This is a genomic window from Eudoraea adriatica DSM 19308 (assembly GCF_000382125.1).
GTDB classification, from domain to species: Bacteria; Bacteroidota; Bacteroidia; order Flavobacteriales; family Flavobacteriaceae; genus Eudoraea; species Eudoraea adriatica.
In genome coordinates this window covers 423662-449296 of sequence record NZ_KB907547.1, presented here as the reverse complement: position 1 = coordinate 449296, position 25635 = coordinate 423662, and the positions used below count along the sequence as shown (strand labels likewise).

The window sequence follows — 25635 nt, the reverse complement described above, 5'->3', positions numbered from 1 at the left end:
ACCTTACTCTACCTTTTTTAGTAGAAAAGCATAAACAGGGAAATGATCACTGTATCCACCGGCATATCTCCCGGATACATAGGTCCGAAACGGATAACCTTTGTAGTTGCCTGTTTTAGTCTGTAAGAAAGAAGGGTGATAGATACCTGCTTTCCAAAAAGTATAAGAATTCCTATTTTCATCAATAAGATTTTTTGAGAGCAGGATTTGATCGAATAAACTCCATTGGTCCCTGTAAGCAAGGGAACCTGCACCTTTTTTGTATAGGGATTGCATGGGGTTAAAGAGAGACGGACTTTCTCTGTTCTCCCTATAATTGTAGGTCAGCATATTTTTAATGCTAGGATCGGTTGGATTATCATTCAGGTCACCCATAGATAGTATTTTTGCATCAAAGTTAAGTCTCAGCACAGAATCTATTATTCTTCTGTTGAGTCTGGCAGCAGCCTTCCTATAAGGACTGCTTCTTGCCACCCCTCCGCTGCGAGAAGGCCAGTGGTTAACTATTATATAGAATTTCTCCCCTTCTAATAGCCCTTCTACTACAAGCTGATCCCTTGTATAATCGCGTTGATCGGAATCATTAAAAATCAACAGTCTGTGGCTTTTGAATGAAATGGGAATAAACCTGTTGCTTTTGTATATTAAAGCAACATCAATACCCCTTTCATCCGGTGAATCATAATGAATAATTTTGAAGTCATAAGGCCGAAGAAACGGATGATTAATAAGGTCCTTTAATACGTCCAGATTTTCAACCTCACAGAGACCTACTATATCCGGACAAGTTTGCGTAATTGATCTCCCAATCTTCGAGATGACTTCAGCTATATGGTTGATTTTAAGGTCATAACGCTGCAATGTCCAGTTGTAATTTCCACCAGGTGTCATTTCATCATCAAAGTACAATGAGTCATTGACTGTATCAAAAAGGTTTTCAACATTGTAGAAAGCAATGGTGCGTATGCTAAACCGGTCTTCATTTTGTGATTGTGCCATATTTGCTATCAGCAAGCCAATTAAAAACATGCTTTTTATATCCATGATGTTTTTTCAAAGTAGTTACAACCTGTTTCCATTTGCAATTTATACGCGGATGCCGCAAGCAATATGCAGCCGCTGAGAATACTTTAGGCCTGAACCTTATATAAATTTGAATGCGATTTATCCACACTATTTTTGTTGTATTATTCCTTTTTCAAGTGCTTAATGCACAACAGATAAGTATTAATGGGAATATTGGGGATGCTCAAAGTTTACTTGCACTATCAAACGCAACTATTGAAATTGAGGGAACCAGCTTAAAGGTCATTACAAATATAGATGGGAGCTTTACCCTTGTTACTTCTTTAAAAGGTCAATTCATTATATCAATTAAGGCCAGGGAATATGTTGAAAAAAGACTGCCGGTAGAGATTTCCCAGCACGATTTGGTGTTGGGGCGTATTTTGATTGAGAAGGACTTCATCACTGATCAAAATGAAATTTTAATAACACTTACTGACACACAAATTATTGAAGGGGAAATGGAGGGAGGAAATCTGGGAATGCTTACAGCTACACGCGATGTCTTTTTAAACCGTGCAGCCTTTGATTTTGGACAAGTTTTTTTCAAAGTGAAGGGGTACGACTCACGAAATGGCAGCGTATTAATAAATGGTATTCTTATGAATAAACTGAGTAGCGGGAGGCCGCAATGGAATAATTGGGGAGGTCTTAATGATGTTTTAAGGAATCAGGATTTTAACTTAGGATTGGAGGCATCATCTTATGGGTTTGGCGGACTTCTTGGGGTCACAAATATTGATACAAGACCATCAGGTCTTCGGCCGGGGTTTAAATTATCTGGCTCTCTCTCTAATCGTATTTACTCAGGACGTATTATGGCAAGCTATACATCAGGAAAGAATGAAAGTGATCTGCACTACTCGCTTGCTGCATCAAGAAGGTGGGCCAGGGAAGGGTTTGTTAGCGGAACATTATATGATGCCTTTTCCATATATGGAGCAATGGAATATCAATTCAATACCACTAATAGTCTGCTTTTTACAGGCATTCTTTCTTCCAATCGCCGTGGAAGTTCTGCAGCCATAACGGAAGAGGTGTATAATTTAGCGGGTAATAGGTATAATCCTTATTGGGGCCTTCAAAGCGGCCACTTTCGAAACTCCAGGGAACGCAAAATTTTAGAACCGTTATTTATGGTTAATTATTTTGGGAAATTTAAAAAACTGCATATCAATACAGCCATATCATACCAATTTGGCAACTTTACAAAAAGTAGAATAGGATATTACAACGCTCCAAATCCGGACCCAGCTTATTATAGATATTTACCCAGCTTTTACATAAATAGTCCAATTGGGGCAAACTTTTTAAATGCTGATTTAACCAAACAGGCCTTTTTATCAAACCCTCAATTACAATGGCAAAGTCTCTATAAAGCAAATACTGTTAACTCAGGAAATGGGATGGCAGCTTATGTCCTATATGATGATACTGCTTCTGATAAACAATTGACACTCAATACTACTTTTAATATTATGCCCAATGAGGTGTTCTCTTTGGACATGAACATGTCTTTTAGAAGTGCTATTTCACATAATTTCGCCAAAATAGCAGACTTATTGGGGGCAGATTTTCATGAAGATAAAGACCCTTTTTCTGATACCCGAAATGATCTGGAGGGTGAATTAAAGAAGGGGGAAGGTAATATTTTCAATTATGACTATACTTTTAATTACCAGGTGTTGGATGCTTTTATCCAAACGAGTATCGACAAAAGTAAATGGAACCTTTTTCTGGCAGCGAATTACAGCAATTCGAGGTACCAGCGAAACGGACATTTTTTGAATGAACGCTTCCCCGAAAATTCCCTTGGAAAAAGCAATCCAATACAATTCAGTAATTATGGGCTTAAAGGAGGGTTTATTTATAAATTAAATTTGAGACAATGGATCAGCACAAATGGAATGCTCTTAAATAGAGCCCCTTTAATACTAAATGCCTTTATAAACCCTAGAGAAAATAATGCAATTGTCCCTGATTTAAACAAAGAAAAAATAACAAGTATAGATATCAATTACTTTGCCAGGTTTCCTAAACTCATGGGAAGATTGACCTGCTTTTATACTCGTTTTCAAAAACTTACAGATGTTAACTTTTTCTTTGTTGATGCCGGAGTTGGTTCAGATTTTGTGCAAGAAGTAATTACAAACCTTGATAAACTTAACATGGGCATTGAGTGCGGCATGTCTTACCAGCTTTCTTCATCTGTAAGTTTATCCGGGGCCTTTGCACTAGGTAAATATGTTTATGCCAGTGATCCTAATCTGGCGATAAATTTTGATACTGCAGGGCCCGAAGAGGATTTAATCACTATTGAAGGGACAAAAGACCTGGGGATAGCAAAAATTAAAAATTATAGACTGCCAAATGGTCCTCAAATGGCACTTTCGCTTGGCGTAGACTACAGAGACCCGAAGTTCTGGTGGATTGGTGCAAAAATGAATTATCTGACGGAGAATTATGCAAGTATATCAGTTATAAGAAGAACCCGGAGTTTCTATTTAAATCCCCAAACGGGCCAACAATTTGAAAATATGAATTTGGAGTATGCAGATAGGTTATTAAATCAAAATCCTTTAGGCAGCATATACCTGTTAAATCTGGTGGGCGGTAAATCCTGGTTACTGAATGGAAAATATATAAGTGTTTTTGCCAGCATTAACAATGTATTCGATGTGGTATTTAGAACAGGGGGTTATGAACAAAACAGGAATGGTAATTACGGACAGTTAGTTCAGGATAATCTTAGTGGTTCACCCTCATTTGGACCGAAGTATTGGTTTGGCTATGGAAGAACTATTTTTTTGAATCTTGCCATAAGTTTTTAAAACAAAGAAGGCAATAATTATATGTTTAGAGGTAAAAAAATGAAAATAATTAAAAAATGTAAACCATGTATATTCTTTAAATATTGTTGTCTCCTTTTCATTTTCGGCTGTGTAAAAGATCCGGTATTTAAAAATCCGCAAACTACGTGTAATGACCAATTAATAACTAATAGTACTTTTAAGGAGGTCAAAGATTTATTTGTAGATGATGTAATACAAATACAGCAAGAATTGGTAATTGAAGCTTATGTTATATCTTCAGATCAGGAGGGCAATTTTTTTAGTACAATTCATGTGCAAGATGATCCAGTAATGCCCACTTCGGGGTTTCAATTAGAAATAGATCTTAGGGATTCCTATTTGTTTTATGAAACGGGAAGCAAAATTTATATAAAACTAAAGGGTCTTTATTTGGGGAAGAGTAAAGGGGTTTATAAACTTGGGGGTGTATTTATGTCTTTTGGAAAATTAAGCGTAGGAAGGCTGCCTGCCCTCGCAGTCAAGGACCATCTGTTTCTTTCATGCGAACCTGTCAGTAAATTGGTTCCAACAGTTACCTCAATACCAGAACTTAACGAGGACCTTGTGAGCACTTTGGTAAAACTTGAAAGTCTGGAGATTATAGCAGAGGAACAAAGTATGACTTTTGCCGTCCCACAGGAGGAGACAATAAGGAATCTTACCAACTGTAATGGTACAAGAATTGAATTATTAAATAGTGGGTATTCTGATTTTCAGGATAAATTACTTCCTTCCGGGAATGGATCTGTAACGGCAGTGCTTTATAGAGAAAACAATGATTATCAGTTAATTATACGCCGATTAAACGATCTTGATTTGACAAGTGAGCGCTGTTCAGACAGGGATGTCTTTTTGACATCAGACCAGATATTTATATCTGAGATAGCTGATCCTAACAATAATGCTGAAGCCCGGTTTATTGAACTTTACAATGCGGGGAATGAACCGTTTCCTTTAAATGGCTGGTTTTTATTAAGGTTCACCAATGAAAATATTACTGCAGGCTCAGAAATAGATCTTTCAGGGATAATAATTGATGCGAACAGCACCTTTGTTTTTTCGCCGAATGCAGCAGAATTTGAAAGTGTATACGGTTTTCCCCCTGATTTCGAGCTTGGTAATAATAGTCCGGCAGATTCCAATGGTGATGACAATATCCTACTTGTTGACCCCTTTGGAGCTATAATTGACATCTTTGGACTTATAGGTGAAGATGGTTCTGGTACAAATCATGAATTTGAGGATGGAAAAGCTGTTAGGAATTCAAATATCAATAAAGGGAATGCGGTCTTTACTTTTACTGAATGGACTATTTATAATGATTCCGGAGGTTCTGAAACTTTAAATTTACCACAGAATGCGCCTGAAGATTTCTCACCCGGAATCCGCTGAATTTCTAAAATTTATATAACTATTTCTTTAGACGTTGCAACCAATAATTAAGTTTAAAGAACCACAATTTGGCACTTTTTAATTGGCATTAACTGCGTTCATTTTTTAATCATGAGCTATATCAAAACAGTAAGATTACTTTAGTGGCATATTTTTTATACATTTAATTGATATGAAAGACAAAACGGATACTTTTTATAACGAAATAAGAAATGGCAATATTGAAGCTGTCAGGGATTTGGTTTCAGAAATGCCAATCCTGGTTAATTCTGTTGACCAGAGAGGGTCTACCCCCCTAATTCTCGCTACATATTATGATCATAGAGAGATATCGAATTTCCTTTTGGAGAAAGGTGCAAAAATCGATGCGAAAGATGCTTCAGGTAATACGGCTTTAATGGGAACCAGTTTTAAAGGTTTAGTTCAAATAGCCAGGGATTTAATAGGCAGAGGCGCAAATGTAAATGAAAGAAATGCCATGGGTGCCACTTGCCTGATTTATGCTGTAACATTTAATAGGGTGGAATTAGCTAAGCTATTGTTGGAATGTGGCGCAGATACAACTGTGAAAGATGCTCAGGGAAATACGGCTCTGGACCATGCTAAAATGAAGGGTTTTTCAGATTTGATTACCCTTTTGGAAAAGAATGGATAACTAATAAATCTTATGCAAAGTACACTAAAAGTAGCATTGATACAGACAGCTTTGATATGGGAAAACCCAGTGGAAAATAGAAATATGTTTTCCGTAAAAATAAAGGATATTCCCGGCGATACGGATATGATTATTTTGCCTGAAATGTTTACTACCGGATTTACGATGAACCCGGAAAGAGTGAATGTTGATGAGGGAGAAAATACCGTAAAATGGATGAAGGAAATAGCCCAGGACAAGAATATGGCTTTGGTTGGGAGCATTTCATTTAAGAAAAAAAATAAATATACAAACAGGCTTTTTTTTATACACCCTGATGGGACATCCGCGAGCTATGACAAAAAACACACGTTTACATTTGCAGGGGAAGATAAAGTATACGAGTCGGGTACAGAGCGATTGGTGTTTTCTTACAAAGGATTCCGGATTTGCCCTTTAATATGCTATGATCTGCGATTCCCTGTTTGGGCCAGATATAAAGGGGATTATGACCTGTTGGTTTTTGTGGCTAATTGGCCTGAACCCAGAATTGAAGCATGGGATACATTATTAAAAGCCAGGGCTATAGAAAATATGAGTTATTGTATCGGGGTTAATAGATTGGGTGAGGATAATAATGCACACAGATACCCTGGTCATTCGGCCATATATGATCCTATGGGAAGTCAGGTTGTATTCTCAGAAAAAGATGAGGTGATCTACGCATCTTTAAGCCTGCAGGGACTAAAAGATTTCAGGGCTCAATTTAAATTTTTAGAAGATAGAGATCATTTTAGTCTAAAACAGTAAAAGTCTCGATTTTTTCCCAATTGGCTCGCATTTCAATAGTGCCCGGATAATAGATAACTCTTTCAGGTTGAATCTTCTTTAAATAGTTTCCTGTATCCCATTTTCCGTTGGCGTTTGCATCAATAATAATGCGGATGAGATAATTTCCCGGCTCAAGAGTGTTAAAATCCAGAGATTTTGCTTCGGGGACGTATATTTCCCTATACAATTTCCCCTTTTCATCAGTTAATTGTACAATAATCGGATAGTCTATTTCACCTGCCAAATTCAAGCGCAGATTCCCAAAATCAGCATATCCATCTGTAGCTAATCTATAGCTAATAGTATCATTTGTATTTCCAAAGAAGTCGGTAACAAAATCTGGAAGCATATTTAAATAATAGGTCTCTTCCGGTTCTTTCTCAAAATCCATGAATATGCGGTTTTTCAAAGTGTCCAATTTAGTTTTGAAATCAACCTCTGTTGTATCCTTGTTAAACATTGTAATTCTTGTTGTATCTATTGCACTAATTGGAATGCTCGAAGTTATATGGAATTCATCTTCAAAATTAATTTTGTTTCGGTGACTGGGCGTAAGCATCAGGGAATCTGAAACCAGGTTTCTTGTTTTTACCGTAAAGGTGTCAATTTTCTTCATTTTTTCATTAGTCACCTTAAAAATTATTGAATCTATTTCAAAAGGTGTGAACCAATAATTTAGGGTATCTTTTTCGGGTTCTTTAGCAATGAGTGTCCTGATAGAATCGGGGAATTCCGTTAAAGTTGTGATATCTAATTTTTCATCTCCTCCGGAATAGCCAAAAATTATTTTATTGGCAGCCGCAAAATTTGGCGTCTTTATACTATAATCTGGGATTTCTTTAAAAAGATTAAGAAGATAAACGGTGTCTGTGGGAAGTGATACAGTGTCTTCAATAAAGCCTATTTTATCAATATTCTGATCAAATACATTGTTTTTAGATTCATCTTTTATAGCAAATATAGCGTAGTTGCCCTCTTTCAGATATTTAAGTTGAAAGATCGTAGTACTGTCTAAAGTATTTGTAAGATAATTGGGAGGTTTATTAAAGACTGTAGAATCTGTATATGCGGTATCTATTTCGTATAACATAACACTAATAAATTCGTCCGCTTTAACATTGAAAGCATCTTTAACAACCCCGGAAACAGTTAACGAATCAATGTAGGTGCCTGTTGAAAAAACATAAGTTAAAAAGCTGTTGGGGTTACCCTCATTATTATCTACAATACTTTGTCCAAAATTCAGGGTATAGGTTGTATTCTCTAACAAAGTATCTTTTATTGTTACTTCAACGTATTTGCTAGCACCTCCCTGAGGCGAAACTTCAGGATTGTATTTTAAAGGAGGAGATACTATTAACTGATTTTGAACATCCTCCAGTTTTATGTATTCATCAAAATAAAGCCTGATTTTTTTAGCCTTGAATTCCGTTGTCAGGTTTTCCGGATCAGCCTTAATTAGTACAGGGGGGGTTGTGTCTTTAGGCCCACCGGTTGGAGTTCCTCTCCTCGCGCATTGTATTACGGCCAGGACAACTGCAATCAGAAAAAAGAAGGATAAAATACGCTGTATTCGAGGCATTTGATTATTCTATAAGGCAAAGAAACAATTAATTTAAAGAATTGTGAAATTAAGGAACAACCGCCATCGCAGCAACTGAAACACTAACATCTTTTACCTTTTTTATTGCCCGTGCGCAGGCTTCTATGGTAGCGCCGGTAGTAATGACATCATCAATCAATAACACGTTTTTGTTACATAAAATCTCGGGATGAGTCACTTTATACAGATCGGGCATACCCCTCCATCGATATAACCTGTTTTTTTTGGTTTGAGTCCGGGTATTTGCTGTCTTTATAAGAATATGCTCCATATAACTGGCATTGAGGTGGTCTGCAATTCTTTGTGCAAACCCGGAAACCTGATTATATCCTCGTTTTTTAAGCCTCTTTTTATGCAATGGAACAGGAATTACAATATCAATATAATTTAAAGCGTTTCGATCTTTTAGTACCTGTCCGTACCAGTTCCCTAAAAATTGACCTATTTGAGGTTGATTTTTATACTTTAAATAGTGGATTAAATTTTTAGCAAGTCCCTGATCTGAATAAAAAAGGAAAGCAGAGGCCTTTTTTATGTCAATTCTGCCATAAAATATTTTATCCACTGCATTTTCTTCAATAAAATTGTATTCGGTAAGTGGTATTTGGTTCCGACAAAGGGTACACAACAGCTGCTCTCCTCGATATAATTGAGCATTACATCCAAAACACAACCTCGGTAGAAGTACCGTGTTGATATCATTTATTATATTTGATAGCTTGGAAAAGTACAAATCTTAACTAAACCTATATCTTATTTACTTAGCCTGTCTGAATGGATATTCAAGATAATAAATTTAACTATAAGATAATACTTGCGGCATTGGTAGCCGTAATTATAGGCATATTAATTGCCTTCTACTATAGTTATGCCCAATCCAGGACACAAATAAACTATCTTGAAAATGAAAAAGGACTGCTTGTAAAAGATTTAACCCTCATGAAAACTGAGGTAGATCGACTTTCAGCACTTAATGAGGTAAACGAAATAGAATTACAGGATTCCAGATATCGTGTACAAGAACTATTGGATTCGGTAGGAAGGCTGAACTTTACCGTGGCCAAGTTGAAAGAATACAAGAAAGAGCTTCGTGAATTAGAAATAAAACATGATAGTCTTAAACTAAAAAATAATTTCCTAAAGTATAATAATATGTTACTCTCCGATAAGTATGAGGAGACCAGGGAAATGATTGAGGAATTAAGAGGGAAAAGTAGTTCTCTTGCAGAAGCAGAAGCTTTGTTACGGGAAAAAAATAAGGAACTTAGCAGAGAATTGCGAATAAAGAGCTATCTGAAGTTGGAAAATTCAGAAGGAAGTGGTTTTAGATTGCGAAGCGAAAAACCTATTAAAACTACCAAAGCATCTACTATTGAAAAGCTCAGGGGATGTGTGACAATTATGGGTAATCCTAATGACAGGAATGAAGAAAAGGTTATTTATTTTCAGTTTCTTGGCCCTAATATGGGTGTAATTGAGGACAATGCCAATATAATTACCGTAAATGGAAATATCTACAGTAAAAGGGTTGAACTTATATCCACAGGGGAAGAACTTAGTGTATGTGATTTTATAACAATTCCTGAGGGGTCACTTGATCCAGGCACCTACACTCTTAATGTTTTTGAAAATGAAAAGCTGCTTTCATCTTCAGAATTTCATTTGAAATAAACATCACTTCAAAATGTTGTTTTATTTTATTTCTATCTCTTAAAAAATAAATGCGATAATATTCTATTTTTGCCAAATGGTAAATCAGGAAGACATCTTTAAAAAAGTAATTTCACATGCGAAGGAATATGGCTATGTGGTGCAATCAAGCGAAATATATGATGGCTTGAGTGCAGTATACGACTATACTCAAAATGGCGCAGAGCTTAAAAAAAACATAAAAGAATATTGGTGGAAAGCAATGGTTCAGATGCATGAGAATATTGTTGGCATTGATGCAGCTATATTCATGCACCCTACTACCTGGAAAGCATCCGGACATGTAGATGCTTTCAATGATCCGCTAATAGATAACAAAGACTCTAAAAAAAGATACCGCGCAGATGTCCTGGTTGAAGACTACGTGGCCAGGATAGAAGCAAAAATTGACAAAGAAGTTCAAAAAGCTTCAAAAAGATTCGGTGAGACCTTCGACAAAAACCAGTTTCTGAAAACGAATCCCCGTGTTTTGGGATATCAGGAAAAAGCGGAAAGTATACTTAAACGTTTAGGCAGATCTTTGGAAGCAGAAGATTTAGCGGATGTCAAGAACCTAATCGAAGAATTGGAAATAGCATGCCCGGTTTCAGGATCTAAAAACTGGACGGATGTTAAACAGTTTAATTTAATGTTCGGGACTAAATTAGGAGCCTCGGCGGAAAATGCAACCGATCTTTATTTGAGACCGGAAACAGCTCAGGGCATATTTGTAAACTTTCTGAATGTTCAAAAATCGGGAAGACTGAAAATTCCATTTGGAATTGCACAAATTGGAAAGGCATTCAGAAATGAAATTGTTGCAAGACAGTTTATTTTCAGGATGCGGGAATTTGAACAAATGGAAATGCAATATTTTATTAAACCCGGAACTCAGATAGAATGGTATGAAAAGTGGAAAGAATTGCGCATGAAATGGCATTTATCACTGGGAATGGGAGAAGAGAATTACCGTTTTCATGATCATGAAAAGCTGGCCCATTATGCAGATGCCGCTTCGGATATAGAGTTCAGATTCCCTTTTGGATTTAAAGAACTCGAGGGGATTCATTCCAGAACCGATTTTGACCTTGCGAGCCATGAAAAATATTCAGGCAAAAAATTACAGTATTTTGACCCTGAACTCAATCAGAATTATGTGCCCTATGTAGTAGAAACATCGATTGGAGTTGATAGAATGTTTCTGGCCGTTTTTTCAAATTCACTTAAGGAAGAGGAGCTTGAAAATGGAACTACACGAATTGTTTTAAAAATTCCGGCGGTCCTTGCACCTACAAAAGCTGCTGTTCTGCCACTCATTAAAAAGGATGGATTACCGGAAATAGCTCATAAGATTATTGATGATCTCAAATGGGATTTCAATGTGATCTATGATGAAAAGGATGCAGTAGGCCGAAGGTATAGAAGACAGGATGCTGCCGGGACTCCTTTTTGCATTACTGTTGATCATCAGACTTTAGAAGATGAAACAGTGACTATTCGTCATAGAGATTCTATGGAACAGATGCGAATAGCGGTAAGTGCCGTTAATGAGACTATTGCCAATGAAGTGGCAATAAAGCACTGGTTGAAGAAAATGGAATGAAGTTTTATTCGGCAGTAATACTCATAAATGATATTTAAGTCCCAAACTTATATAAAAATTCCTGTCATTTCCCGGGTAGTAGTATCGGGGTTCAGCTCCGCCAAATCCAACAGCATTTATTAACACTGATTGCGCATAATTAACATCAAAAATATTGTTGATACCGAAATCTGATGAGATATATAAATTCTCTGAGATCTCTTTATTATACCCCAATCTTGTATTTAGGAGATTATAAGGTTCGCTATATAAACTGTTGGCATCTGTAAGTGGAATGCCATCTACGTATTGATAGGTAGTGTTCCAATAAAAATTCTTGGAATGGTTAAGGCGCAGTCCTAAATTTATTCTATTCCTGGGAACACCAGTTAAAGGATTTCCTGAATAATCATTGTCCCCATCTACAAAATCGACGAATATATGGTCACTCAGGGTATAACTTGCAAATGGGATAATTTGTAATTTAGGACTCAGGTCAAAGGTATAATTCATATCTAATTCAATGCCCTGATGTTTTGTGCTACCTGCATTTTTACCGACAAATTGATCTTCTCCTATACGTTGTGAAACCAGTAAATCATTAATATTCATCCTAAAAACAGCCAGGTTTAACCATAGCTTATTCTTAGCAAGATACATTTTTGTGCCTAGCTCATAATTCATCCCTTTTTCCTGGGTTATTTCCGGGTTGATAACCCCTTCTGGAGTAAGTGTTTCTTCCAGTCCGGGATTGGAAAATCCCCTGCTAATATTTGCATATAACTGCCGCCCCGGGCTAATTGAGTAGATCAAATCCAAACTTGGCATTACGATAGGATCAAAACTTCGCTTCGCACTTTTATTATCTTCCCCTGAGTTAAATAAATCTCGATAGTCATAATGCGTTTTGTTTACGTTAACACCAAGTTGCATGTTAAATTTATTTGAGAGTGGGAGCGTAAGAGATGCAAATGCATTGAATTGCCTCCTGTATTCCTTGTTGCGACTAAGCTCATTTCCCTGGAGACTGCCATTTCCGTTGTTTTCTTCATATAAATTCTCAAAAGTTCTCCAGTTATATTCATCTTTGTAAAGTTCTCCTCCAAACAGGTAAGAGGCTTCTCTATCCTCAAATCTAAAATTACCTTTGAATAAGGACCTGAAACCATAACTATTGGTAAACTCATCCAGAATATTAAAAGGACGGGGTTCATAATGATCAAGATAGGAGTAAAAAAGACTTGTTGTATTCTCTAGTCTGCTACTAATTTTATAGCTATAGGAGAGCCCTAAAAGTGTATATTTATTAGATTCAAACCCCTTTGCCTGTTTCCATGTAAAAGCCGCTTGTCTTGGGTTTTCCGTAAATGCAGTAATCCCCAAAGAACTTGGTATTTGCGCGGTGTAATCAATATAATTGGCCAATATGCCAATTGAATTCCTTGAGCTTAGTTTAATGGCCGTGGTCAGAAGTATACCATTGCGGTTAAAGTTATTGTTCTCCCGGTATCCATCCGTATTCAAATGATTATAGCTCAAATTAAACTCCAGACTATCCGTATTATGAGCAATACTTAAATTGTCTTTGATAAGCCCGTAAGAACCAACAGTAAAATTATTGGTAAAAAATGTTCCTTTAGCATACTGTTCTTTTGGTTTAAGGAGTATGGCCCCTCCCAGATTTGTTCCGTAGGCAGTTCCTTTAGGCCCTTTAATTACCTCCATTGAATTTAGGTTTTCCAGATCAAAAGCTTCAATAGTAGAAAAACCACTGCCATTTGTAACCGGAATATCCATAAAATATAAACGTAGTTTATCTGTTCCAAAAGGGGTGCGTGCACCAACTCCCCGGATGGTTATTCGGTTAGTGTTTAGCGCGCCTGAAAGTAAATAAACCCCGGAGATCTGATTAATTGATGAGGCTAAATCAATCGGACTGTGATTTTGAAACGCATTTTCCCGAATAATTGTCGATTGCGTAATCCCAAGAGTTTTGTTAGCTCTAATAGGATTATAAATTATTACTTCATTAAGGTAGGTAATAGTATCCTTTTCTTTTTCTTGCGAAAGCCCAAAGAAACAGTTTGCAAATAGGATAAAAAGTAAAAAGTAGTACTTCATTAAATTGTATGAATTCCAAAAATAGGTATAAAAGCTAGATTAAGGCTGCTGTGCCTTATTTTAAGCAATCATTATTAATACCCTTCAATAATAAATCTTTTAAAAAAAATGCAGGTTTGTCACCTTTGGAATATCGAGTCAAATAAAATCGTGAAATGGTATTGACCTGCCTTTACAAAACCCGACTTCAAAAAGAAAAGCACATTTTATATATTGGCCATTCTTAATCCATATAGTATAATACATTTTGCAGGTTGGATTAAACATTCACTATTTTTGAAAATAAATAAAATAGGTTTGAAAATAGTCTCGTACAATGTAAACGGAATCAGGGCGGCCCTTAACAAAGGTTTTCTGGAATGGCTCCAACAGGTTGATCCGGATGTGATTTGTCTTCAGGAAATAAAGGCAATGAAAGATCAATTAGATCTAAGTGTTTTTGATAATATCGGATATAATTATAATCACTGGTTTAGTGCTCAAAAAAAAGGATACAGCGGGGTTGCCATTTTGTCTAAAAACCGCCCGGACCATGTAGAATATGGAACTGGAATAGACTATATGGACTTTGAAGGCAGGAATCTTCGCGCAGATTTTAACGGGGTTTCCATTATGAGCATGTACCTTCCTTCAGGGACTAACCTGGCCAGATTAGACCTGAAATTGCAATATATGGCAGATCTGCAATCATATATAGATAGAGTTAAAGTGGAACACCCCAATCTTATAATTTGCGGAGATTACAATATTTGCCATGAGGCCATCGATATTCACGATCCGGTCAGGAATAAGAATGTTTCAGGTTTTTTACCTGTTGAACGCGAATGGATAGGGAATTTTATAGATAGCGGATTTATAGACAGCTTTAGGTTTTTTAACAAAGAGCCACATAATTACACCTGGTGGAGTTACAGGGCTAATGCCCGCAATAACAATAAGGGGTGGCGCCTGGATTATGGAATGGTAAGCCGTAGCCTTGAGGATAGACTAAAGCGTTCTGTAATACTTTCGGAAGCAAGACATAGTGATCATTGCCCGATTCTGGTTGAATTACATGAATAATTAAAGTATGCTTAATAAAATGTAAACATCGGAATCATTAAATTTGTCTTGTCAAAGAAAGGATAGCATTTGCCTATGATATATAAAAAATTACCTCACACGAATATAGAAGTCAGTAAGATTTGTTTGGGTACAATGACCTGGGGCCGCCAGAATTCGGAAGAGGAAGGACATCAGCAAATGGATTATGCAGTTGATCAGGGAATAAATTTTTTTGACACTGCAGAACTTTACCCTATCCCTGCCCATCCCGACAGATATGCTGATACCGAAAAAATAATTGGCAACTGGTTTAAGAAAACGGGAAAAAGAGACAAGATTATTCTGGGCACAAAGATTGCCGGGAAAGCGGATTTTACCAAGTTTATCAGATCAACCGGTTTTAGGAAGGAATCTTTAGTTGAAGCGATTGAAGGAAGTCTGGAACGACTTCAAACGGATTATATTGATTTATATCAATTGCATTGGCCGGAACGCAGCACCAACTATTTTGGAAAAAGAGGTTACCAACATGATCTTACAGATCATTGGCAGGATAACATTCACCAGGTATTGGAAACGCTAAGGGATCTCATAAATGCTGGTAAAATAAGACATGTAGGGCTTTCCAATGAAACTCCCTGGGGAACCATGCGTTTTTTGGAAGAGAGCAAGGTGCACTCCAGTTTACCCAGAATGATTACGATACAGAATCCATATAATCTATTAAACCGCCAGTTTGAAGTAGGGCTTTCAGAAATTTCGATACGAGAAAATATTGGCCTCCTGGCCTATTCGCCTTTGGGATTTGGAGTTTTAAGTGGAAAGTATATGGGAGGTATGAAACCTGCAAATGCCAGAATCACACTATTCCCGGCATATAGCCGATACAGCAGCGACAATGCGAACCGGGCTACCCAGGAATATTATGAACTTGCGCGTGAGCATAATCTTTCACTAACTAAAATGGCGCTTGCATTCGTAAATTCCAGACCATTTGTAACCAGTAATATTATAGGGGCAACCTCTATGAAACAACTCGAAGAAAATATATCCAGTATTGAAGTTGACCTCTCGGATGAGCTGTTAATTGAGATTGAATCTATTCACAATAATATACCAGATCCGTCTCCCTAAATTTATTTATCAGGTTTCAAAATCCTTATTTATTGGTTCGAAAAGTCTTTTGTCACAAAAGATAGTTTTTTTTGTATCACCTAGACAAAGAGTTTGTTTACCACATCCTCAATTTTGGATACCAATTCAATATTTATTTTTGTATTCTTTAGGGCAATTTTATTATTCTTTGAAACAAAAATCTTTGAAAACCCGAGTTTATCGGCTTCAAGAATTCTTTGTTCTACCCTTTGCACGGGTCTAATTTCTCCCGCCAGACCTATTTCTGCAGCGAAACATACATTTTTCTCTATAGGCACATCTGAATTACTTGATAAAATTGCAGCGACTACTGCAAGATCGATAGCCGGATCGTCTACAGTTATTCCGCCTGTGATATTTAAAAATACATCTTTTGCCCCAAGCCTGAAGCCAGCTCTTTTTTCCAAAACAGCCAGTAGCATATTGAGACGTTTCGCATTATACCCGGTAGCAGAACGTTGTGGAGTGCCGTAAACGGCGGTACTAACCAAAGCCTGAATTTCGATCATCAACGGCCGCATCCCTTCTATGGTCGAAGCAATAGCTGTACCGCTCAGTCCTGAATCACTTTTTGAAAGAAGTACTTCCGAGGGATTGTTTACCTCCCTGAGTCCATCTCCCTGCATTTCATAAATGCCCAGCTCAGCAGTTGAACCAAATCTGTTTTTAAGCGCACGCAAAATTCGATATACATAATTCCTGTCGCCTTCAAATTGTAAGACTGTATCTACCATATGTTCTAAAATCTTAGGTCCGGCAATATTTCCGTCTTTGGTAATATGGCCTATTAAGATTACAGGTGTATTTGTTTCTTTAGCAAATCTTATAAGTTCTGCTGTGCATTCACGAACCTGGGATATGCTTCCCGCGGAAGACTCTATATAATCTGAGTGGAGGGTCTGAATAGAATCAATTACTACGATATCAGGTTTAATATCATTTATCTGTTTAAAGATATTTTGCGTTTTAGTTTCGGTTAGGATATAGCAGGTCTGATTATTGGGATGAATCCGCTCTGCCCTCATTTTTATTTGCTTCAGACTTTCCTCCCCAGAGACATAAAGAGTCCTTATGTTGAGTTTTAATGCAATTTGCAGCAGCAATGTACTTTTGCCTATTCCGGGTTCTCCACCGAGCAGAACCAATGAACCGGGCACTAAACCTCCGCCTAAAACCCGGTTAAATTCTTTGTCGTAAATATCGAGCCTAAATTCCCTGGAAGCATTGATTTGACCAACCAAAACAGGCCTGGAGCTTGTAGTCTTGGCATCACTAAAGTTTTGCCAGGGAATATCTTTTTCTTTCTGGATTACTTCTTCCACGATAGTATTCCACTCCTTACAAGCGCCACATTGTCCTACCCATTTGGCATATTGGGTGCCACAATTCTGACAAAAAAATGCTGTTTTTGTTTTAGCCATTTGAACCTGAGCTGGTTTTGGCTAAAGATATTGTGGTTACCATAAAAATCAAAAGAAAGTTGATAGTTTAAATAGCAGTGGATATTTAACTAATAGGATTGTAGTGATACCGTACTAAAAGCCAAAGTCTGCTTTTAAAGCGTCCATTTTTTCCAAAGCCATTTCCTTTGTCAGAAAGTCAATTTCTTCCATCGCAAAAGCTTTTTCAAAAGTCCGTAATGCTTTTTTGCCTTCTCCTAATTCTTCATAATATTCACCTTCAAAATAGAATCCGAGCATTGTATCTGGAAATTCTTGTTTACACAATTCTGACAGGGGTTTCAAAGATTCAAAATCATCTTTTTTCCTGCTTGCTGCATATATGGCCATAATATCATTTAACTCAACTTCTTTTCTAAAACCAAATAATTCTTCTATCGAATTGTATTTGTCTTCCAAATACTTAAAAACAGGTTCTTCCGATGTAAGAATATTTTCTTTGTATTCTTTCGGACTAATTGGCTTAAAAATCTCAAACATGCTTCCCCATGCTTTTCCGATTCCATAAGTGGCTACAGACACTTCGTTGGCTGCCGGATATTCATCAAAGCTATAATTAAACCCTTTTTTATCTATACTTTTTAAGGCTTTGTCTAGCTCCATTATCGAATTTCTGCTATCATTTCGTTCACCACTTACTATTAAGTGATAAAATATTTGCTGATTTATTTCACTAAGTCTGGAGGGAACTCTGTTTTCCATTTCCGGTGCCAGGTAAGGAGATATGCTGATGAATGCGTTAAACAGGGATTTTTCCTTGAACAAATAATAGTTCCCGAAGTTTGCCGTAATATCATATCCAACAAACATGCTGAAAGGGGCTGTACTGTAAGTAGTCTTAAAGTAAGGGATAAGTTCCATGCCCAGAAATTCAAAAAACAGTTTACCCTTTTCTGCGGGAAGTCCGGAAGCTTCCTCAAAGGCGCAATCTTCCCATCTCAAATCATTTTGACTCTGAAATACCCCAACAACAATGGTCTCTGGAGTCCCCTGAAAAGAGCTGTAAAATTTTGAATTTGCAACTACCTGATCAAACAGGTATTCTCCATCCAGCACAACAACCAGAGGATATTTTTTCTCCGGGCTATAATCTTCCGGGATATAATATTTTATATCCCTTCTCTCCTGCAGTTTAAACGATTCAAAAACCTCTTGTGTTATCTGTGCTTCTGCACTTGTACTGAAAAGAATTACAGCACATAGAAAAAAAATACGTTTCATGCCAAATTATTTGAAAACAGCTTTAGGCTATTTATTCCTGTTCAATAACGGCAAGAGAAGGAAAGATATTGCACCAAACACAACAACCATAATAGTTTGAGCTATCCACATAATCCAGCCAAAAGCATTTCCGGAAACAGCTGAAATACCAAAAATAGACAGCGATTTGCTTACAGCTATAGGGTAAAGTCCAATACCACCATTGGTCGTCGACATTGCAAAGGCCCCGGCAACAAAGGCTACCAGCAGTTGGCCAAATGAGAGTGCAATGGTTTCCGGGACGGTGAACTTTATAACCCAGAACATCAGAACATAGGCACCCCATATAAAAAATGTGTGCAAGACAAAAGCCCATTTATGTTTCATTTTGAAAATACTCAGAACACCGTCTAAAAGACCTTTAACAAAGTCCCTTATTTTTATGGCAAACAGGGAACTTGAACGCCGTAAAAATACCATAAGCAACACTAGTCCTATAAAACCGATACTTAGAAAAATTAAGGTAGTTGTGATACCTACCCCCTTTTCATTTAAGAAAGCAAGGATTATATCGGTTTGCGAAAAAAGAGCTATTATTATTATTAAAAGTAAAATCAGTAAATCTATTACTCTTTCTGTAACTATGGTCCCAAAACCTTTTTGGAAAGGAACATTCTCGTAGGTTGCAAGTGCAGTGGCCCTTAAAACTTCTCCTGACCTTGGGATGCCCAAATTAGCAAAGTAAGCAATCAGGATGATGAAAACATTATTACTCACTTTTGGTGTATATCCCAGGGGTTCCAGAAGATAATTCCATCGTATTGCCCTGGAAATATGGCTAAAAATCCCAATAAGAACAGAAATACCAACCCAAAAAAGGTCAGCTTCTTTAATATACCTGATTATTTGTGTTCGATCTTCTTCAGAAGTTATTCGATATGAATACCAGATTAAAAAAACTCCCAAAGCAATTGGGAGTATGATTTTTAAGATCTTTTTCAGTTTTTTGCTCAAAACTATTTCAACAAATTTGTTTCTTCATCAGGAAAAACCAAAGCCGGATTAAATTTCCTGGCTTCTTCAATATCCATTCTGGCATAGGTAATTAAAATCAGAATATCACCTACAGCCACTTTTCTTGCAGCAGCACCGTTTAGTGTTAATTCACCTGTTCCTCTTGGCCCCGGAATAACATAGGTCTCCAATCGCTCACCATTATTATTATTTACAATCTGCACTTTTTCACCCTGAATAATATTGGCGGCATCCATAAGATCTTCATCTATGGTTATACTTCCTATATAATTAAGGTCAGCTCCCGTAACGCGAACCCGATGTATTTTGGATTTGACTACTTCTATTTGCATGGCACAAAGTTAATTAATTAAGGGCTAAATTATCTATTAGACGAACCCCGTTGGCATAAACAGCTATAAAGGCCCTGTATTTTGTTTTTTGTTGTTTTCTTTTGACAGGTTTCAAAGTTTCCTGCTCCGCGATATTTATATATTCTAAATCGAATTCGGACTGCTTATCAAATTTATTTTTCACCCAATTCATTACTTTATCAGCACTTTTCATGCCAAATAAATGTTTGGCAGATAAAAGTGTTTCATAGATTACAGCGGCCTTATCTCTTAACTCTTTTGGTAGTCTTTCATTTCTGGAACTCATGGCAAGTCCATTGGGTTCTCTGACAATTGGACAGCCAATAATTTCAATTGGCATTTTGGTTTTTTCAACTAATTTTTTGATAATTAATAGTTGCTGAAAATCTTTCTCACCAAAATACGCCTTATGGGGTTTCACAATTAAAAAAAGCTTTTCAACCACTGTGGCAACACCCAAAAAATGATTGGCCCTGAATTTCCCCTCCATCGTTGTATCTAATCCATCAAATTTATAATCCTTAGAACTAATGTTATTGGAATATAATTCGGTTACTTCGGGTGCAAAAATAATCAGCTCCTCGGAGATGCTTTTTAAATATTCAAGATCCGAATCCAATGTTACAGGATATTTCTTCAGATCATCTTTATTGTCAAATTGCGTTGGGTTTACAAAGATACTGACAACAACAACTTCATTCTCTGAGATAGCTTTTCTGACCAGGGATAGATGTCCTTTATGCAATGCTCCCATAGTAGGAACCAAACCAACAGATGTTGCATCATTTTTTAATGTGGCTAAATGACCTATTAATTCCTTTTTGCTACTGAATAACAACATAATAAATTATAAAAGCCAGCAAACTTACTATAATTACTGCTATTCTACATTATTTTTGTAATTTTGCAGCTACGTTTTTCCGATAAACAAAATACATTTTTTTATGAATGGTAAAAAGATATTGTTTGTATCTTCTGAATTAGTGCCCTACCTGCCAGAGAATGAAGTTTCCTTAATGTCTTACGAAGCGCCAAGGATGGTCAACAGTAAAAAGGGCCAAATACGCATATTTATGCCAAGATATGGCAATATCAATGAGCGAAGACATCAATTGCATGAGGTAATAAGGCTATCTGGAATGAACCTGGTTATCAATGATATGGACATGCCGCTTATTATTAAAGTGGCTTCTATTCCCCGCGAGCGAATACAAGTCTATTTTATAGATAATGAGGAATATTTTAAACGTAAAGCCACATTTACAGATGAGAATGGGGAACTATTCCCGGATAATGATGAAAGGTCTATTTTCTTTGCCAAAGGCGTAGTTGAAACAGTTAAAAAATTAAACTGGTCTCCGGATATTATTCATGTTCATGGATGGATGGCATCGCTTTTGCCATTGTATTTAAGAACATATTACGCAGATGAACCTTTATTTGCAGAGAGTAAAATTGTTACTTCAGTTTATAGTAAAGGCTTTGATGGCAGTCTGGATATTAATATGAAAAATAAGATATTATTTGATGGAATTTCTGAGGAAAGTATCTCTCATCTGGAGTCTCCCACCTATAATAATTTGTTAAAAGTTGCAGTTAATTTTTCTGATGCCATTATTTTAGCCTCTGAAGAGATATCAGAAGATTTAACTAAATATATTGCCAACCTCCAAAAACCTCTGTTGCCATATGTTCCTTTGCAGGAATTTGAAGAAGCGTATGCAAATTTTTATAGCACTGAAGTTTTAAAATAAGCCTCATGAAGATTTTTTTTAGATGGGTATACGCTGTTATGGCGGGTTTGATACTTATGCTTACAACGGTTTCGTGTAATGAAGACCTTACGACAATTGGGGACGGTATTCTTGCAGATGATCCTTTTAAGACAAACAGGGCCGTATATGACGTTTTTGTATTTAATAAAAATATTAATGCGGTTGAGACTAACAAACTTCCAATATACCAAATAGGGACATATAATGATCTGCTTTATGGCAATACAGAGGCCAGTATTACTTCTCAATTAAGGTTGCAGGGAGGCGTTGGTAATCCGGCATTCGGACTATTCAGCCAACAGAGAGAAGATAATTCTTTAAACGATCCTGACGAGACAGCAATAGAGGAGAATGAAACGGTAAAGGAAGTGATACTTTATATTCCATTTCTTCAAAACCCAAACGGTGATCGCGATCTCGATGGTGTAGCAGACACTTTTGATGCCGACCCCGAGGATCCCAATAGTGATAGTGATGGAGATGGTCTCACTGATAATGACGAAAGAATACTGGGAACAAATCCGCTTAATGTGGATACTGACGGAGATGGCATAGAAGATTTCGAAGATACCGATTATGTCGTAAATAGGTTTCCCCGAAAGGTTGATCTGGACAGTATTTACGGAAACCGGGAAGTTCCTTTCAATTTCAAAGTTGAGAGATCCACATATTTTTTAAGAGATTTGGATGCGGATGCAGGATTTCTTGAATCCCAGGAATACTATTCAACCCAAGAATTTTCACCAGATTTTGTTTCAGATATACTCTTCGATGGTGAGGTAACTATATCCGATGAGGAAATCCTGGTACCTGCAGAGGATGATCCTGGAACTGAGGCAGACGAATCTCTGAATGAGCCCACCCGAATCCAGCCCGGTATTCAGGTAGCGCTGGATCCAACTTTTTTTCAAGATAATATACTGGACAAAGAAGGCGACACAGAATTATTAAGTCAGGCCAACTTTAGTGAATTCCTTAGAGGGTTGCATATGTCGGCTACTCCTATTACTGATGATATTCTTCTTATCCTTGATATTACGGATGCCACAATTACAATAAATTATGAGTACAATAAAAAGGAGGGTGAAGGAATTGTCAAAGAGGAAGCGGATTATGAATTATCGCTAATTACTAGAGATTTAACCTTTGGTACAATTATTGGAAATGCGGTTAACACTTTGGTAAATGCCCCATTTTCATCGGAGATTGCTAATGCCCTGGATACTAATGAAAATGCAGACAGGATATACCTCAAAGGAGGTTCAGGGGCCTATGCGGAAATTCAATTGTTTGAAGAAAATAACGGAGAAGATATCCTGAACCAGATCAAAACCAATAATTGGATTGTTAACGAAGCCAACCTGATTTTTTATGTAGATAGAGAGGCATTGGATATGGCCGGTAATGTTAATGAACCACCTTCATTATATCTTTTTAACACCGAGACGAATAACCCTATTTATGATCTTAGTGTAGTAAGTGATCCTGATGTCAGAAATAGAATAAATATAAATTACGGCGGGTCTTTGGAAAAGGAAAATGATAAAGGGGTCAGGTATAAAATGAAAATAACCAATCATATCAATGATATAATTATTAGAGATTCTGCAAACGTTACTCTCGGCTTGGCAGTAACAGCAGATTTGGCGTCTACTAATTCTAAAAACGCTGTATTGGATATTAGCGAAGAAGATTTGCCTGTTGCAGCCACAATAACACCTTTAAGTACTGTCCTCTTTGGCAGTAATGTTCCTGCTGAAGAAGAGGATATGCAGCTGAAGTTAGAGATTTTCTACACGGAGCCTAATTAATTTTCGTACAAAATACCACTTACAGTTTTTTATCGTTATATAACCGAATTTACAGCGAAGTTTTATTTTCTTCTTGTAAATTTGTTCATCTATTAATCAGTCAATAGAATTAAAATGTGTGGAATAGTAGGATATATAGGATATAGGGATGCTTATCCCATTATTATGAAGGGCTTGCAAAGACTTGAATACCGCGGTTATGATAGTGCGGGAATTGCCTTATATGATGGAAATAAGATTAATCTGGCCAAAACAAAGGGCAAGGTTAAAGATCTGAAGGATAGATCAAAGAACAGCATACCACTAAATGGGAAGGTTGGTATCGGACATACTAGATGGGCGACTCATGGAATCCCAAATGATGTGAACTCACATCCTCATTATTCAAATTCTGGAAATCTCATAATCATTCATAATGGGATTATTGAAAATTATGAATCGATTAAGCAGGAATTAACCAAGAGAGGTTATACCTTCGAATCGGAAACGGATACCGAGGTTTTAGTAAATCTTATTGAAGAAGTAAAGAAAAAGGAAAAGGTTTTATTAGGTAAGGCCGTTCAGATTGCTTTAAATCAGGTTGTCGGGGCTTATGCAATTGCTGTATTTGATGTACAGAAGCCAGATGAAATTGTTGTTGCCAAACTAGGCAGCCCATTGGCAATAGGGATTGGTGAAGATGAGTTTTTTATTGCTTCAGATGCATCACCGTTTATAGAATTTACCAATAATGCCGTTTATCTGGAAGATCAGGAAATGGCCATTGTGCGCCTTGGGAAAGAAATAAAACTTCGAAAAATAAAGAATGATGCAATAGCGTATCCTTTAGTGCAGGAGCTTCAATTTAACCTGGAAGAAATTGAAAAGGGGATGTATGATCATTTTATGTTAAAAGAAATTTATGAACAACCAAGCGCCATTAAAGATACTTACAGAGGAAGATTACTTGCAGACCAGGGAATAATACGAATGGCCGGAATTGATCAGAACCTTGAAAAGTTTCTCAATGCCGACAGGATCATTATTGTAGCATGCGGAACATCATGGCATGCTGGTTTGGTAGCAGAGTATATTTTTGAAGATTTGGCCAGAATACCTGTGGAGGTGGAATATGCCTCAGAATTTAGATATAGAAACCCTGTAATTACAGAAAAAGATGTGGTTATTGCCATCTCACAATCCGGTGAAACTGCCGATACACTGGCGGCGATTAAACTGGCCAAAGAGAATGGAGCATACGTATTTGGAGTATGTAATGTTGTAGGATCTTCTATAGCAAGGGAGACTCATGCCGGAGCATATACCCATGCGGGACCCGAAATAGGCGTGGCTTCAACAAAGGCATTTACAACTCAGATTACCGTATTAACCCTAATTGCTCTAAAACTGGCAAAAGAAAAAGGTAAATTTTCGGAATCCGGGTTCCTTGAATTCCTTTCTGAGCTGGAGAATATCCCGGGGAAAGTGGAAAAAGCACTTCAATCTAATCCATTGGTTGAAATAATTGCAAATGAATATAAAGACTCGGAAAACTGCCTGTATCTTGGAAGGGGATATAATTTTCCTGTAGCATTGGAGGGAGCATTAAAACTTAAAGAAATCAGTTATATTCATGCGGAGGGATACCCTGCGGCCGAGATGAAGCACGGCCCTATTGCTCTTATTGATGAACAAATGCCGGTTATTGTCATTGCTACCAACAAAGGACATTATGAAAAAGTAGTTAGTAACATTCAGGAAATAAAATCCCGAAAGGGAAGAATTATTGCGATTGTTACTGAAGGTGATGATCAGGTAAAAGAACTGGCAGACCATGTAATCGAGGTCCCTGAAACTATTGAAAGTCTCACCCCGCTTTTAACAACGATACCACTGCAACTACTATCATATCATATTGCTGTTATGAGAGGGTGTAATGTAGATCAACCTCGTAATTTGGCTAAATCGGTCACGGTGGAATAGTAGAATAGCGAATTAAAGCACAAAAATTCCTTGAAGGAAGGCGACCATTTTTATGGTCGCCTTTTTTATTG

Annotated in this window: 20 protein-coding genes; 11 read left to right on the top strand and 9 right to left on the bottom strand. The window is 37.0% G+C overall.

Annotated elements, in window-relative coordinates:
• Positions 1-3 precede the first annotated feature (3 nt).
• Positions 4-1044, bottom strand: coding sequence for an endonuclease/exonuclease/phosphatase family protein (locus G504_RS0105645; RefSeq protein ID WP_019669176.1), 1041 nt, complete (start codon positions 1042-1044; stop codon positions 4-6).
• A 113-nt stretch (positions 1045-1157) separates the two neighbouring features.
• Between G504_RS0105645 and G504_RS0105640 the strand changes: the two genes are divergently transcribed.
• From G504_RS0105640 to G504_RS0105625, 4 genes are all read left to right on the top strand, one after another.
• A complete protein-coding gene (locus G504_RS0105640; RefSeq protein ID WP_019669175.1) occupies positions 1158-3896 on the top strand; it encodes a TonB-dependent receptor in 2739 nt (912 codons plus the stop codon).
• A 39-nt stretch (positions 3897-3935) separates the two neighbouring features.
• Positions 3936-5309: a DUF5689 domain-containing protein gene (locus tag G504_RS0105635; protein ID WP_157473050.1), complete on the top strand. Its 1374-nt coding sequence runs from the start codon at positions 3936-3938 to the stop codon at positions 5307-5309.
• A 172-nt stretch (positions 5310-5481) separates the two neighbouring features.
• Positions 5482-5964, top strand: coding sequence for an ankyrin repeat domain-containing protein (locus G504_RS0105630; RefSeq protein WP_019669173.1), 483 nt, complete (start codon positions 5482-5484; stop codon positions 5962-5964).
• Between the two features lie 12 nt (positions 5965-5976).
• Positions 5977-6753 carry an amidohydrolase gene (locus G504_RS0105625; protein WP_019669172.1) on the top strand — a complete coding sequence of 259 codons (777 nt, stop codon included), beginning with the start codon at positions 5977-5979 and terminating at the stop codon, positions 6751-6753.
• Here the strand turns inward: G504_RS0105625 and G504_RS0105620 are convergent.
• Positions 6737-8356: an Ig-like domain-containing protein gene (locus G504_RS0105620; protein ID WP_019669171.1), complete on the bottom strand. Its 1620-nt coding sequence runs from the start codon at positions 8354-8356 to the stop codon at positions 6737-6739. The genes G504_RS0105625 and G504_RS0105620 overlap by 17 nt on opposite strands.
• 49 nt (positions 8357-8405) lie before the next feature.
• A complete protein-coding gene (locus G504_RS0105615) occupies positions 8406-8942 on the bottom strand; it encodes a ComF family protein (protein WP_240473025.1) in 537 nt (178 codons plus the stop codon).
• Between the two features lie 209 nt (positions 8943-9151).
• Here G504_RS0105615 and G504_RS0105610 point away from each other — a divergent pair, with 209 nt between their 5' ends.
• Positions 9152-10048 (top strand): coiled-coil domain-containing protein, encoded by an 897-nt coding sequence (locus G504_RS0105610; RefSeq protein ID WP_019669169.1) that lies wholly within the window; start codon positions 9152-9154, stop codon positions 10046-10048.
• A gap of 76 nt (positions 10049-10124) precedes the next feature.
• Entirely contained in the window at positions 10125-11669 is a 1545-nt protein-coding gene (locus G504_RS0105605) for a glycine--tRNA ligase (protein WP_019669168.1), read from the top strand.
• Between the two features lie 21 nt (positions 11670-11690).
• On the opposite strand, the gene G504_RS0105600 is transcribed toward G504_RS0105605, so the two are convergent.
• A complete protein-coding gene (locus tag G504_RS0105600) occupies positions 11691-13769 on the bottom strand; it encodes a TonB-dependent receptor family protein (protein WP_019669167.1) in 2079 nt (692 codons plus the stop codon).
• 297 nt (positions 13770-14066) lie between these two features.
• On the opposite strand from G504_RS0105600, the gene G504_RS0105595 reads away from it, so the two are divergent.
• Positions 14067-14831: an exodeoxyribonuclease III gene (locus G504_RS0105595; RefSeq protein ID WP_026348420.1), complete on the top strand. Its 765-nt coding sequence runs from the start codon at positions 14067-14069 to the stop codon at positions 14829-14831.
• A gap of 75 nt (positions 14832-14906) precedes the next feature.
• Positions 14907-15947: an aldo/keto reductase gene (locus G504_RS0105590; protein ID WP_026348419.1), complete on the top strand. Its 1041-nt coding sequence runs from the start codon at positions 14907-14909 to the stop codon at positions 15945-15947.
• Between the two features lie 80 nt (positions 15948-16027).
• On the opposite strand, the gene radA is transcribed toward G504_RS0105590, so the two are convergent.
• The 5 genes from radA to panC form a co-directional block, all read right to left on the bottom strand.
• A complete protein-coding gene (gene radA / locus G504_RS0105585; RefSeq protein ID WP_019669164.1) occupies positions 16028-17389 on the bottom strand; it encodes a DNA repair protein RadA in 1362 nt (453 codons plus the stop codon).
• Between the two features lie 114 nt (positions 17390-17503).
• On the bottom strand, positions 17504-18649 hold the full coding sequence (locus G504_RS0105580) for an alpha/beta hydrolase (RefSeq protein WP_019669163.1): 1146 nt from the start codon (positions 18647-18649) through the stop codon (positions 17504-17506).
• Between the two features lie 27 nt (positions 18650-18676).
• Positions 18677-19642, bottom strand: coding sequence for a lysylphosphatidylglycerol synthase transmembrane domain-containing protein (locus G504_RS0105575; protein WP_019669162.1), 966 nt, complete (start codon positions 19640-19642; stop codon positions 18677-18679).
• 2 nt (positions 19643-19644) lie between these two features.
• The gene (gene panD / locus G504_RS0105570) at positions 19645-19995 is read right to left on the bottom strand and encodes an aspartate 1-decarboxylase (RefSeq protein ID WP_019669161.1); all 351 of its coding nucleotides are present in this window, start codon (positions 19993-19995) and stop codon (positions 19645-19647) included.
• A 13-nt stretch (positions 19996-20008) separates the two neighbouring features.
• Positions 20009-20857, bottom strand: a complete 849-nt coding sequence (gene panC, locus G504_RS0105565; protein ID WP_019669160.1) for a pantoate--beta-alanine ligase — start codon at positions 20855-20857, stop codon at positions 20009-20011.
• Positions 20858-20960: 103 nt separating this feature from the next.
• Here panC and G504_RS0105560 point away from each other — a divergent pair, with 103 nt between their 5' ends.
• The 3 genes from G504_RS0105560 to glmS all read left to right on the top strand — a co-directional run bounded on the left by G504_RS0105560 (position 20961) and on the right by glmS (position 25564).
• A complete protein-coding gene (locus tag G504_RS0105560; protein WP_019669159.1) occupies positions 20961-21770 on the top strand; it encodes a glycogen/starch synthase in 810 nt (269 codons plus the stop codon).
• A 5-nt stretch (positions 21771-21775) separates the two neighbouring features.
• Positions 21776-23602 carry a DUF4270 domain-containing protein gene (locus tag G504_RS0105555; protein ID WP_019669158.1) on the top strand — a complete coding sequence of 609 codons (1827 nt, stop codon included), beginning with the start codon at positions 21776-21778 and terminating at the stop codon, positions 23600-23602.
• A gap of 114 nt (positions 23603-23716) precedes the next feature.
• On the top strand, positions 23717-25564 hold the full coding sequence (gene glmS / locus G504_RS0105550) for a glutamine--fructose-6-phosphate transaminase (isomerizing) (RefSeq protein WP_019669157.1): 1848 nt from the start codon (positions 23717-23719) through the stop codon (positions 25562-25564).
• The last annotated feature ends 71 nt before the right edge of the window (positions 25565-25635 follow it).